The organism is Aeromonas allosaccharophila, assembly GCF_000819685.1.
Lineage (GTDB): Bacteria > Pseudomonadota > Gammaproteobacteria > Enterobacterales > Aeromonadaceae > Aeromonas > Aeromonas allosaccharophila.
In genome coordinates, this window is the sequence record NZ_CDBR01000055.1 from 31,831 (window position 1) to 43,418 (window position 11,588).

The window sequence follows — 11,588 nt, forward strand, 5'->3', positions numbered from 1 at the left end:
CCTTTTGCCAGTCATGGAGGGCAGTGCGACTGCCCTCTCTGTCGCAACTCAACTTTATTGGCGGATCAGGCGCAGGTTGGCGGGCACTGCTTCGAAATCGGTGCGGAACGGGTTGATGTCGAGGCCGCCGCGGCGGGTGTAGCGGGCATAGACGGTCAACTGCTCGGGCTGGCAATAGTGTTTGAGGTCGATAAAGATCCGCTCGATGCACTGCTCGTGGAACTCGTTGTGTTGGCGGAACGAGATAAGGTAGCGCAGCAGCTTCTCCCGATCGAGTTTCGGCCCCTTGTAGCGGATCACCACGGAGCCCCAGTCCGGCTGGCTGGTCACCAGACAGTTGGATTTGAGCAGGTGGCTGTGCAGGGTCTCTTCTACCTGCTCGCTGCCGGCCGCCCCTTGCAGCAGGGTCGCATCAAATTCGTAGGTGTCTACCTCGATATCCTGCTCGTCGATGCACTCGCCGGGCAGCAGGGCAATCTGGTGCGGTGCCTGATCGAGAGGGAACAGGGTGACCTTGACGGTTTCACCGGCACAGGCACTCAGATCCTTGGTCAGCATGGCGGCGACTGCCTCGATGGAGTCGCAACGGGTCTGGTTGAACGAGTTGAGATAGAGCTTGAAGGATTTGGATTCGATCAGATTCGCGCTGGTGGCCGGAATGGTCACTTCACCCACCGCCACCATCGGCTTGCCCTTGGCGTTGAGCCAGGAGAGCTCATAGAGGGTCCAGACATCGCAACCGGTAAAGGGCAGATCATCGCCCAGCTGGAGGTCATCCCGGTTCAGGCTGCGGGGAACCGGCTGCAGCAGGGAGGGGGTGTACTGGCTGATGTAATCGGATTGCTGGCCCAGGCTCAGGCCGGTCAGGGCGCTGGCCCCGGCGTATCTATCTTGTTTGCTCACAGGGTTGCTCACGTAATCTGCTCATGATGAGTGGAATAAAACGGGCCATTGCACGGCCGGATGGTTGCAGCCGTTTGGTTTGGGCGTCTGCCTCTCTGTATTCCAGGTTCTGTATCCCGGCTCGCAAGGTCGGCAGGCAACCTTGTCTGTTACCGGGTTTGGTGGTGCAATAGCGGACTTTGCCAGCAATTGTGGGGATTTTCGATGTCGGATCAAGTTTTGTCTGCCCTGGAGCACTTTTTTGCCCGCTGGCAACGGGATGGCGAGGCCAGACGAGGCCTGCCCCTGTGCGAGTGGGAGGCGGACTGGCGTTCCCCCTGCCAGCTTGGTGAGCCCGCCGATGGTCGGGTGGCCTGGCGCCCTCACCATCGCTCCGAGCCGGCAGATTTTACGGCCATGGCCGATGCCCTTGAGCTGACGATTCACCCCAGCGCCATCGCTCTGTTCGGGCACTGGTTTAGCCGCCCCATCCCCTGCCTCTTCAAGGGGTTGCGCCTTGAACTGATCTTGCCGTGGAACGATGCGGATCTCGACATGCTCAAGGAGAACCTTATCGGCCACCTGCTGATGCTGCGCAAGCTCAAACGCGAGCCATCTATTTTCATCGCCACCACCCGCAACGAGATGACGCTCATCTCGCTGGATAACGAGAGTGGCCAGGTGTGGATGGAGTGGCTCGATTCTGGCCGCCGTCTGCCGCTGGCCCCCTCCCTGCCTGCATTTCTGGAACGGCTGGAGACATTGCCGCAATAGATGCTGGTTCGAGCCAAGGTTACTCATTGGAACGAAAAGAGCCTTGCCATGCGGCAAGGCTCTTTTCTATGGCTTTATGGCGTCACGTGCTGGGAACGCGCTTAATCCTTGAAATCCCAAGAGAGGTTGGAGACCAGGCGGCAGCTGTCGCACTTGAAGTCGAAGATCTCGTGCAGCGGTTCTGCCAGTGCCCACTCACCGCCACAGCTGGGGCAGGGGCGCGCCTTCTCCTCGGCGGCGCTCAGCCCGCCTACCCGGTAGAGGTAGTAGTAGGTGGGGATGCCGCTCAGCACCTCCAGCCGTTTGGCGAGATCGCTGCCACGCCGGTAGAGGCGGCTGCCCACTTCGCCGATTTCGTACAGCGCCGCATGCTCGGCGATGGAGCCGTTCATCTGCAACTGGTCGCACGCCTCCCAATCCTCCTGCCACTTGATGATCTGTTTCTGATCGCCGTTGGCGACGGCGGGCAGCCGGTAGAGCGGGATGGGGGCGAAGTGGTCGCCACAGCGTAGCGGCGAGCAGGTGTGCAAAAAGCTGGTATAGAGCAGCATCCAGCTCGGCCGCTCGCCCTGCTCGCCGCAAGGGTCCGTGCTGTCAGAGAGTAAATCCGCCCCCTGCAGCTGCAGTTTAGGCGCCAGCAGCCCGGCCTGATTGAGTTGCTGTTCAGCCAGTCTGACCTGATCGCTCTGGTTGTCGGGGTGCAGGCTATCCTGCTCCGGGCAGACCACCCGGCTGACGAAATAGCCTTCGTGCATGCTGGTGGGGAACTCGCGGCCGAGGATCTGGCCCTGATAACGCAGCATGTCGAGGTAGTTAACGATGGCCCGCTCGGCGTCGCCAAGGGAGGTATCGCGGTAACACTCAAAGCAGAGTTCGACGATATACATGGTTCAGCCTTGCCCCTGCTGGATGAGCAGGTCGGTCAGACGATCCACCTTCTGTTCGATGCGCGCGAGCTGCTCGGCGAGTTGCTGCAGGGTGAGCGCCGGTGCTGGCTGGGGGGCCGCTTCGGGCAGGCTCTCGCTCTCGGCGGTCGCGACGGGCTGCTGCTTCCACTGGCTCAGCACTTTCAGCAGCTCGGCCATCGGCACGGGCTGGGTGAGGCGGGCCTTGATCATGGCGGTGGTGGGCGTCAGGCCCTTGGCGGCCAGCTCGTTGGCAATTCGGATGATCTCGTGGGCGGACATAAGCATGCTCTGGGTGAGAAGGGGGATCGATATCGGGGCGGGATCTTAACCAAAGCCGGCAGGGGAGGAAAGGGGCGGGCGGCTTAGCGGGGCTGGCGCAGCATCACATCAAGCTGGTCGATCGCCTCGCACCAGTCGGAGTCGTGCCACAGGGCGTCGCGCAGAAAGCTGGCCTGGGCGGCGCTCCAGAAACTGGCTTCCGGTAGCAGGGTCTCATTGTCGAGGTGATGGTCGTGCACAAAGCGGTGCAGGCTCAGCTCGTCGTTGGCCATCCCGAGCTGGGCAAACAGGGCTGGCAGATCGTGGACAAGGGGTTCCATCTCGTCTCTCCCTTTGTTTAATCCCTGAGATTATAGACAGGCATAGCCTCCTGGCGCAGAGACGAGATTGGGGATCAGGCGGAGGGGATGCGGTGAGGTGGCAGATCGACGCCGACGACGTGCAACCCCTGCATCTTGAGGGTGCCCTGATAGTGGCTCTCGCCGTCGCTGGAGAATTCAAACTGGTAGTGGGTCAGCAGCCGCAGGGGATTGCGGGCCAGCTCCCGCCGATTACGGGCCAGCGACAGCAGTTGCAGATCATGGTGCTGGCAGTAGCGGCGCATATATTGCCAGGCCACTTCTGCCTGTTGGCGTTGCAGCCAGAATAGGCCAGCAATGGCAATCAGCAACAAAATTCCGAGCATCTCTCCCATAGGCGGGCTTCCTTATCGTGATGTCGATAACCGGGAGTCCTGCTCGGCACTCCCGATCTCCATTTCTATTTCCCGCCGTGTTGCCTCGTGGCGTAAGGATGAGGCGAGGGATCAGGCCGAGGCAAACAGACGGCCGATGGCCTTGCCCAGCGCCTCGCTGCGGTCGGGGTCGCGCAGTCTGGCCAGCATATCATTGCGCAGGGCCGGTAAAGTGACCAACTCGGCAAAAACCTGATTGAAGAACTGGGTCGGTTGCAGTGCCAGCTGTTCCAGATAGTGGCTGAGCAGATTGGCATCTTTCAGATCGGGCCAGAGCCGACCGGCGATAGCGAGCAGCAGCGCCGGGCTCGGCTGGGTTTGCAGCAGGGTCAGCAGCTTGTTGCTGCGCAGTGTGCTGCCGGGGCAGGAGGCCATGGCGCGGCAGAGGTAGGCCAGGGTCTCCGGGTTGGGGGCGGCGCACTCCTGCTCCTTGCCGATCCGCTCAAGCAGGGCCCCCTGTACGGCTGGTGGCAGCGGGGCGTTTTCAAGGCTCTGGCAGAGGGCATAGAGCGGCTCTTGCGGCAGCTTGGGCAGTGCCTTGCACACCAGCGCCAGATTGCGTTCATCATGCAGTCGCTCCGCCAGATCGGCAAAGCCCTGTAGTCCCAGCGTCTGCCAACCGGTGTCGTTGGGGGCGGCCAGATAGTGGCAGAGGGCATCATAATAGGCCGAAGGGGCCTGCTCCAGCTGGCGCGCCAGCTTGGCGTGCAGACTGGCCATCTTGGCCTCCGCCGGGCGGAAGGTGTAGGGATTGTCGGCCAAGCGCTGGGCTTTTTCTTCATCCAGATCACCGGTGAGCTTGTAGCCCAGGGTCTCCACCACCTGATCCATGAACAGCTTGGGGCCGTTTGACATCAGCAGGCCGCGCTCATCGAGGGCAAATTTGAGGAACCAGAGGTAGTGGCGAGACTCGCTCGGCTGGAAGAAGTGGACGCCAAGCCAGGCGTGCTGTTGCAGCGGCCAGGGGTAGGGCTCCTGCTGCTGTTCGATGCGGACAAAGGTGTCGCTTGCCAGTGGCCGCACCTGGCGGCCCATGTCAAACAGCTGGAACTGGGTGCCAGCCTGAGTCAGAAATTCGGTCAAGGTATTGATGGCAGTAGGCGTCGCAGACATGGTGAGATCCGGCTAATGGTGATGCGGGCCGATTATAAGGCCCTTGCCGAGGATAGCCAGTGGCAGCAGACGCGCGCTGCGGCAGATATCAACATGGCAGCCATGCGGGGGGCGGTGTATAGTATCGCCCTTTTTTAACGGCGGCAGGCCGCGCTGGCTGCCGTGTATGTCGTTGACCCGGCTGAATCGCCGGTGCTGCGCGACTGAATGTATCGGCATCCTGGCTGATCCTGTCGGGTCAGCGGATCAATCTGTGGTTATGAGGAAGAGAGCGAGATGAATCAATATTTGCTGGTAGCTGGCCTGTTGGGGGAACTCACCGCCGAGTTGCAGCGCCTCGAGCGCTGGCAAGCTGACCATCCCGGTGACGAAGCTCTGGCAAGCACCCTGCCTTTTTGTGTCGATACCCTGAGCTTTGATCAGTGGCTGCAGTTCGTGCTGATCCCGCGTATGGAGCAGCTGGTGATGTTGCAGGCGCCGTTGCCCACCAGTGTCTCCCTCTATCCCATGGCCAGCGAAGTCTACAAAGAGGAGCTGGCTGAGGTGGAAGCGCTGCTGCGGCTGATCGCCCGCTTCGATCTGCTGCTTTCCGGTAAAGTGATCGAACAATGATGCCAGAGCAAACGCGAGAAGAGAGTGACCTGAAGCTGACCCTGCTCTATCAGGATGAGTGGCTGGTGGCAGTCAACAAGCCGTCCGGCCTGCTGGTGCACCGCAGCTGGCTCGACAAGGCCGAGACCCGCTTTGCCATGCAGATGACTCGGGATCTCATCGGCGGTCGCCATGTCTATCCGGTGCATCGCCTCGACCGTCCCACCTCCGGCGTGCTGCTGTTTGCGCTCGATCCGGTGATCGCCCGCGCACTGACCGAAGCCTTTACCCAACGTCAGGTACACAAGGAGTATCTGGCACTGGTGCGTGGTTGGGCACCCGAGCAGGGGGTGATCGACTATCCCCTCAAGGAGCTGCTGGACAAGATAGCCGATGCCATGAGCAACCCGGATCGCCCGGCGCAGGATGCCGTCACCACCTTCCGTCGCCTGCATCAGGTTGAGCTGCCTCATGCGGTCTCCAAGAAGCACCCCACCAGTCGCTACAGCTTGGTCAGATTGTTCCCGAAGACTGGCCGCAAGCATCAGTTACGCCGCCATATGGATCATCTGTTCCATCCCATCGTCGGGGACACCACTCACGGAGATGGCCGTCATAACCGCTTCTTCCGCGACCACTTTGGCTGTGAGCGGCTGCTGCTGGTGGCCCGCACCCTGAGCTTTACCCATCCGGTGCTCAAGGTGCCGATGCGGATCCAGGCACCGCTCGGTCAGGATGTGCTGCGCCTGTTTGCCGAGCTGGGCTGGCCCGCCAGCGAGAGCGACTACTAAGCGCCTGATCCTCGGCCCTGAACGGGTGGTATCTGACGCCAGCTTGCTGATAGAGTTGCTAAAAGAGTGACTCAAGCAGGGAGAGGAGAATGGCGCAGATCGATATCGTGGTAGGGAGTGTCTACGGCGCAGCCATGCTGGTGGCCGAGACCCTGGCAGATGAGTTGGAACGCAAGGGGCATCTCTGTACCCTGCACGAAGAAGCACGGCTGGCGGACATCGACCCCGGCCGTTTTTTATTGCTGGTCAGTGCCACCACAGGACAGGGGGACATTCCGCCCAATCTGCAGCCCTTTGCCAGCGAGCTGGCTGACAAGGCCCCCTGGCTCAAGGGGCTGCGTTATGCCCTGATTGCCATGGGTGACAGCAGTTATGAGCATTTCTGTGGCGCGGGCCGTCGGCTAGACGGATTGCTGCAAGAGCTGGGGGCCACGCGAGTGATTCCCCCGCTGGAGCTGGATGCCACTGTGCACGATGAACCCGAACAGGTGGCACTCAGCTGGCTGAAAAAGTGGGATATTCAGCCCTGAATATTCTCTGAAATCGAGCCATATCAATCCCCTGATCCCTAATCGGCAGGGGATTGTTATTTGTACAAATTCAATAGCCTGTCACCGGCATATTTCCCTAACTGAAAGAGGGATATTCCCCTCACGCCGTATCCCATGGCTGAAATGGTTGCAACCTTGCTGCAGACCCGTCATCTAAATAAAAGTTCAATCTTGAAAGCGATCTCAGTCATGTTTTTGTCATCCAATCGTAAAATAATGACTTTGGTTCTATCGCGAATTAATTGCTGGTAACGCTTTCAGGTTTGTTATGATTGCATAATTTATGTGATTGTTGGTTTTTTATTGCCTTGGTTGGTGATTTTTAACTTGCTAGTGTTGTGGCGATCGTTTGCCGAGCGATTTGTCGCCATTTTGTGAGTCGCTTCATATTTGTCGTGAAATACGCTCCCTATAATCAACCTCGGTTATCACCAACAGGATTATGTGGTGATAAGAAGTTGAATATTCAGGATCACACTCCTCACTGCGGGAAATAAGGAATATGACAATGAAAATGAAGTGGCTCCCGATTGCAGCAGCTGTTACTGCCGCCCTGGCTTCCCAAGCCGCCTTTGCTGTAGATTTCCACGGTTATATGCGTTCTGGTGTCGGTGTTTCCAGTGATGGTGACATGCAGACTTTGAGCAAACAAAAAGTGGGTCGTCTTGGTAATGAAGATGACACTTATGGTGAAGTTCAGCTGGGCCAGGAAGTATTCAACAAAGATGGCAAAACTTTCTATGTTGACTCCATGTTTGCCATGAGCTCTAACGGTTCCAATGACTGGGAAGGTACTGGCTCAGTATGTAACTTCGATGAAAAACAGTGTAGCGGCGACTCTGAGTTCGCTCTGCGTCAGTTCAACGTACAAGCCAAAGGCTTGCTGAACTTTGCTCCTGAGGCCACATTGTGGGCTGGTAAGCGTTACTACCAGCGTCACGATATTCATATCTCTGACTTCTACTACTGGAACATCTCCGGTGCTGGTGCTGGTATTGAAGGTGTTCAAGCTGGTCCGGGTAAAGTTTCTTTTGCATGGGTTCGTAATGACCGCGGCTGGGATGGCAAAGAGGGTTGGACCAAGTTCGATGGAATGGATGTAAACACCCTTGATCTGCGTTATGCAGGTATTCCGCTATGGCAGGATGCTTCTTTAGAAGTCGGTGTTGATTATGCGCTTGTTAACCCCACTGATGCCCAAAAGGACTCTTCAAACAGTCAGTACAAAAATGCCAAAGATGGTGTAATGCTGACAGCTGAGCTGACAGCCAGTGTGCTGGGTGGCTTCAACAAGACTGTGCTGCAATACGGTACCGAAGGTTATTCCAAGACCATGGCTTTCTATGGTGATGGTTCTTGGTATGGTGCTGAAGCCAAAGACGGTGCCGATGGTTATCGCTTGATCAACTGGGGTGTGATCCCGATGGGTAACTCCTGGGAGATGGGCCACCAGTTGGTCTACGGTGTAGGCAATGATATGTGGGATACCAATGACAGCTGGGAAACTATGTCTGTTGTTGCTCGTCCTATGTACAAGTGGGATGATTTCAACAAGACCATCTTCGAAGGTGGTTACTTCAAAGACACCAACAAGTCTACCGATGGCTCTGAAGCCAAAGATTCTGGTTATAAGTTGACACTGGCGCAGGCTTGGTCTGCTGGCTCAAGTTTCTGGGCCCGTCCTGAGATCCGAGTGTTTGCCTCCTATGTTGCGTTAGAAGACAACGACATGGCTGGTACACCATACGACAGCAAAACTGCTAAAGATACCTGGAACTTTGGTGTTCAGGCGGAAGCCTGGTGGTAAGCATAGGTTTAAGTTAAGTTAGTGACTGCCCCCGTATGGGGGCAGTTTTGTTTCGCCGGATCACGGCCACCGGGTTATGGAGATAAGAAAAATGAAACGGGTAAAGATGTCTATTGCAGCCGTAATCACTGCGCTATTAACCGGTTGTGCCGGAAACATGGTTGTTCCTCTGCAAGAACATGGCTCTATCTTGAGCGATGCAGACCAGGCCAAGCAAGCGCTGGCCAAAGCCTCAAGCTGCTGTGTGGCGTTTAAAGATTTCAGTTATACCCCCTTGCCTGAAGGTGAGACCTTGCTGGCCATCGATGGCAAGCAACCCGCTTTTCAGTTTGATGAGGGGATGAGCTACTTTGCGGCTTATCGCCTGCCAGCCAACACAGGCAACCTGGCCATCAAGGTCGCATCTCAGGTAAGCAAGACGGTGTTGGTACCCAAGGTCATTATGCTGGATAGTCAGTTCAAGGTGACGCGCGTGCTGGGTGAATCTGTGTTCAGTTACCAGCCGGCGCATCTGTTGGACAACGACAGGATCGAAGGAAAGGTATTCGTTGATCGCAGCATGCCGGGCAATCCTGCAGCTGAAACCTATATGATTATTTATGCCCCAGCCAGCCAGCTGGCTGGCAGTACCACCATATTGCACCCGGCAAAAGCCTTCGCTCGTGCCAACCAAACGGTTGAGCCAGCAATGCCGGATCCCGTGATCCCGCATTCACCGTGGGGGCTGGTACAGATTGAGGTGGTCGATATGGCCAAGGGGCAGGGCCTTGAGGCTGTGTTCAAACCCGAGTACGCAGATAAGGTTGCGATGAGTCAGGCCGCTCCGGCGACGGCTGTTGCTGTTACCACAACTGCAACAGCTGCGGTCGTAGCCAAACCTGCTCCTGCCATGCTGAGTGAAACGGAAGCCTTCTATCAGAGCCAGATTGAAAAAGCGGTCAAGGCGGGGGATATCGACAAGGCGATGAAGCTGGTGAACGAGGCCGAGCGGGCCGGTTCAACCAAGGCAAAAACCGTGTTTGTCGATGCAGTAAAGCGCTCGCAAAAATAGAGTAATATCGGCTGTTGTTGGTCAGATATATTTATTAAGGCCTCCCTTGTTGGAGGCCTTTTTAATCGGTAGACTGTAATAAATAAAAATGATGCTGTTACATTTGGTTGCAATTGGTTTCTCAGTGATGCATATTGCATTATTAAAATACAAAGTGAAACTGCAATTCATATATGTTTGTAATAGAGTGATAATGCCGATTACTAACTTATATTAACGTTGTTTTTTCGCTGCTAAACAAGTTGTGATCTTCCCTCCAAATTCAATATTCCCCCGCTTCCTAAAGCAGCAATTTATGACCCACTGGGTTATATTCTGATGGTCAAAATAAACAAGCCCGACTCGAAGATATCTGGATGAATCAGTGCTTATTTCATTCAGATAGATCGTTCAGGGAAGACAATCCATTCAGGAGCGCACACAATGTTCAAAAATGCTTTCTCTAATCTGCAAAAGGTTGGTAAGGCGCTGATGCTGCCAGTATCAGTCTTGCCGGTCGCAGGTATTCTGCTGGGGGTGGGTGCTGCCCACTTCAGCTGGTTGCCAGAAATTGTCTCCCAATTGATGGAACAAGCTGGTGGTTCCGTATTTGGTCAGATGGCCCTGCTGTTCGCAGTGGGTGTTGCTCTGGGCTTTACCAATAACGACGGCGTATCCGGCCTGTCAGCCATCGTTGGCTACGGCATCATGGTCGCTACCCTGAAGGTCATGGCACCTGTGATGGGTGTTGAAACCATCGAGACCGGCGTGCTGGGTGGTATCATGGCCGGTGGTATCGCTGCCTGGGCGTTCAACCGCTTCTACAAGATCCAGCTGCCAGAGTATCTGGGCTTCTTCGCGGGCAAACGTGCCGTACCCATCATCACCGGTTTCCTCTCCATCGGTCTGGGTGTGATTCTGTCCGTGATTTGGCCGCCAGTGGGTGGCGCTATCGGTGCCTTCTCTGACTGGGCTGCCAACCAGAACCCGGTACTGGCCTTCGGTATCTACGGCGTAGTCGAGCGCTCCCTGATCCCGTTCGGTCTGCACCACATCTGGAACGTGCCGTTCTTCTATCAGGCTGGTACCTGCGTTAACGGCGCCGGTGAAACTGTTCACGGTATCATGACCTGCTTCCTGACTGCTGATGACGCTTCCCGCGCTGCCGGTAACGGCTTCGGTCAGCTGGCTGGTGGCTACCTGTTCAAAATGTTCGGTCTGCCTGCTGCTGCGTTCGCCATTGCTCACGCTGCCAAGCCGGAAAACCGCGCCAAGATCGTGGGTATCATGGCCTCTGCTGCCCTGACCTCTTTCCTGACCGGTATCACCGAGCCGATTGAATTCTCCTTCCTGTTCATCGCTCCGGTGCTGTACGCCATCCACGCTGTACTGGCTGGTCTGGCTTATGTGCTGACCAACTCTCTGGGTATCGTACACGGTCACACCTTCTCCAACGGCTTCATCGACTTCGTGGTGCAATCTCCGCGTGCCGACAACATGCTGTTGCTGGTAGGTCTGGGTCTGGTTTACGCTGCCATCTACTACGTCGTATTCAGCTTCGTTATCCGTGCCATGAACTTGAAAACTCCGGGTCGTGAAGACGAGACTGCTGAAGAGACCGTTGGCCATGGCAAAGACGAAATGTCTGCTGCGCTGGTTGCTGCCTTCGGTGGTAAAGAGAACATCGCTTCTCTGGATGCCTGCATCACCCGTCTGCGTGTTGGCGTGAAAGATGTCGCCAAAGTTGACCAGGCTGGCCTGAAGAAACTGGGGGCTGCCGGTGTGGTAGTGGCTGGTTCCGGCGTACAAGCCATCTTCGGTACCAAATCTGACAACCTGAAAACCGACATGGACATCTGGATGAAGAGCAACTAATCCTGTTGCCTGAATATCAGAGTGTTTGAAGAGGGAGGCGAAAGCCTCCCTCTTGCTATTTGTGGTTGCTTGTAGCGTGAGTCGGGGCTTAGCAGGGGTTGTGTTGTCCAAGGGGGCGATGTGTAACGTTGCCCAATGGTGGCCCAACAGCACAAGGTGGCGGGCCTCGCTCATCTCATCCAACGCCTCATCAGGTCAGATAAAACCCGCCAATAAAAAGAGCGCCACCAGGGCGTAATGCCGATCAGTTAAGG

The 11,588-nt window shown here is 56.5% G+C and carries 13 protein-coding genes; 7 read left to right on the forward strand and 6 right to left on the reverse strand.

The features are described 5' to 3' along the window. Window positions 1–54 precede the first annotated feature (54 nt). A complete protein-coding gene (gene queF / locus BN1115_RS11130) occupies window positions 55–903 on the reverse strand; it encodes an NADPH-dependent 7-cyano-7-deazaguanine reductase QueF (RefSeq protein WP_042657221.1) in 849 nt (282 codons plus the stop codon). A gap of 204 nt (window positions 904–1,107) precedes the next feature. On the opposite strand from queF, the gene syd reads away from it, so the two are divergent. Further along, window positions 1,108–1,656, forward strand: a complete 549-nt coding sequence (syd, locus tag BN1115_RS11135) for a SecY-interacting protein (RefSeq protein ID WP_042657212.1) — start codon at window positions 1,108–1,110, stop codon at window positions 1,654–1,656. Between the two features lie 101 nt (window positions 1,657–1,757). Here syd and BN1115_RS11140 read toward each other — a convergent pair whose 3' ends face one another. The 5 genes from BN1115_RS11140 to BN1115_RS11160 all read right to left on the reverse strand — a co-directional run bounded on the left by BN1115_RS11140 (window position 1,758) and on the right by BN1115_RS11160 (window position 4,689). Continuing rightward, window positions 1,758–2,543 (reverse strand): Zn-ribbon-containing protein, encoded by a 786-nt coding sequence (locus tag BN1115_RS11140; RefSeq protein ID WP_042657213.1) that lies wholly within the window; start codon window positions 2,541–2,543, stop codon window positions 1,758–1,760. A 3-nt stretch (window positions 2,544–2,546) separates the two neighbouring features. Continuing rightward, window positions 2,547–2,843 (reverse strand): DNA-binding protein, encoded by a 297-nt coding sequence (locus BN1115_RS11145; protein WP_042657214.1) that lies wholly within the window; start codon window positions 2,841–2,843, stop codon window positions 2,547–2,549. Window positions 2,844–2,926: 83 nt separating this feature from the next. Next, window positions 2,927–3,163, reverse strand: coding sequence for a DUF2789 family protein (locus BN1115_RS11150; RefSeq protein WP_042058408.1), 237 nt, complete (start codon window positions 3,161–3,163; stop codon window positions 2,927–2,929). A gap of 74 nt (window positions 3,164–3,237) precedes the next feature. After that, window positions 3,238–3,537 (reverse strand): DUF3301 domain-containing protein, encoded by a 300-nt coding sequence (locus tag BN1115_RS11155; protein WP_042657215.1) that lies wholly within the window; start codon window positions 3,535–3,537, stop codon window positions 3,238–3,240. A gap of 111 nt (window positions 3,538–3,648) precedes the next feature. Continuing rightward, window positions 3,649–4,689 (reverse strand): DUF3549 family protein, encoded by a 1,041-nt coding sequence (locus BN1115_RS11160; RefSeq protein WP_042657216.1) that lies wholly within the window; start codon window positions 4,687–4,689, stop codon window positions 3,649–3,651. 276 nt (window positions 4,690–4,965) lie between these two features. Between BN1115_RS11160 and BN1115_RS11165 the strand changes: the two genes are divergently transcribed. The 6 genes from BN1115_RS11165 (at window position 4,966) to ptsG (ending at window position 11,334) form a co-directional block, all read left to right on the forward strand. Next, window positions 4,966–5,301: a YqcC family protein gene (locus tag BN1115_RS11165; RefSeq protein ID WP_005358652.1), complete on the forward strand. Its 336-nt coding sequence runs from the start codon at window positions 4,966–4,968 to the stop codon at window positions 5,299–5,301. Continuing rightward, entirely contained in the window at window positions 5,298–6,071 is a 774-nt protein-coding gene (gene truC / locus BN1115_RS11170) for a tRNA pseudouridine(65) synthase TruC (RefSeq protein ID WP_042657217.1), read from the forward strand. The genes BN1115_RS11165 and truC overlap by 4 nt, the downstream gene beginning before the upstream one ends. An 89-nt stretch (window positions 6,072–6,160) precedes the next feature. Further along, a complete protein-coding gene (locus BN1115_RS11175) occupies window positions 6,161–6,601 on the forward strand; it encodes a flavodoxin (protein WP_042657218.1) in 441 nt (146 codons plus the stop codon). A 529-nt stretch (window positions 6,602–7,130) separates the two neighbouring features. Continuing rightward, entirely contained in the window at window positions 7,131–8,429 is a 1,299-nt protein-coding gene (locus tag BN1115_RS11180; protein ID WP_042657219.1) for a maltoporin, read from the forward strand. 91 nt (window positions 8,430–8,520) lie between these two features. Continuing rightward, the gene (locus BN1115_RS11185; protein WP_042657220.1) at window positions 8,521–9,480 is read left to right on the forward strand and encodes a MalM family protein; all 960 of its coding nucleotides are present in this window, start codon (window positions 8,521–8,523) and stop codon (window positions 9,478–9,480) included. 423 nt (window positions 9,481–9,903) lie between these two features. Then, the gene (gene ptsG, locus BN1115_RS11190; RefSeq protein ID WP_042058424.1) at window positions 9,904–11,334 is read left to right on the forward strand and encodes a PTS glucose transporter subunit IIBC; all 1,431 of its coding nucleotides are present in this window, start codon (window positions 9,904–9,906) and stop codon (window positions 11,332–11,334) included. Window positions 11,335–11,588: the final 254 nt, after the last annotated feature.

Excerpts from the sequence above, each read along its gene's own strand:
- BN1115_RS11145 (WP_042657214.1), bottom strand. The coding sequence starts at position 2,843 with ATGTCCGCCCACGAGATCATCCGAATTGCCAACGAGCTGGCCGCCAAG.
- BN1115_RS11155 (WP_042657215.1), bottom strand. The coding sequence starts at position 3,537 with ATGGGAGAGATGCTCGGAATTTTGTTGCTGATTGCCATTGCTGGCCTA.
- BN1115_RS11140 (WP_042657213.1), bottom strand. The coding sequence starts at position 2,543 with ATGTATATCGTCGAACTCTGCTTTGAGTGTTACCGCGATACCTCCCTT.
- BN1115_RS11185 (WP_042657220.1), top strand. The coding sequence starts at position 8,521 with ATGAAACGGGTAAAGATGTCTATTGCAGCCGTAATCACTGCGCTATTA.
- BN1115_RS11150 (WP_042058408.1), bottom strand. The coding sequence starts at position 3,163 with ATGGAACCCCTTGTCCACGATCTGCCAGCCCTGTTTGCCCAGCTCGGG.
- BN1115_RS11175 (WP_042657218.1), top strand. The coding sequence starts at position 6,161 with ATGGCGCAGATCGATATCGTGGTAGGGAGTGTCTACGGCGCAGCCATG.
- BN1115_RS11180 (WP_042657219.1), top strand. The coding sequence starts at position 7,131 with ATGAAAATGAAGTGGCTCCCGATTGCAGCAGCTGTTACTGCCGCCCTG.
- truC (WP_042657217.1), top strand. The coding sequence starts at position 5,298 with ATGATGCCAGAGCAAACGCGAGAAGAGAGTGACCTGAAGCTGACCCTG.
- syd (WP_042657212.1), top strand. The coding sequence starts at position 1,108 with ATGTCGGATCAAGTTTTGTCTGCCCTGGAGCACTTTTTTGCCCGCTGG.
- BN1115_RS11160 (WP_042657216.1), bottom strand. The coding sequence starts at position 4,689 with ATGTCTGCGACGCCTACTGCCATCAATACCTTGACCGAATTTCTGACT.
- BN1115_RS11165 (WP_005358652.1), top strand. The coding sequence starts at position 4,966 with ATGAATCAATATTTGCTGGTAGCTGGCCTGTTGGGGGAACTCACCGCC.
- ptsG (WP_042058424.1), top strand. The coding sequence starts at position 9,904 with ATGTTCAAAAATGCTTTCTCTAATCTGCAAAAGGTTGGTAAGGCGCTG.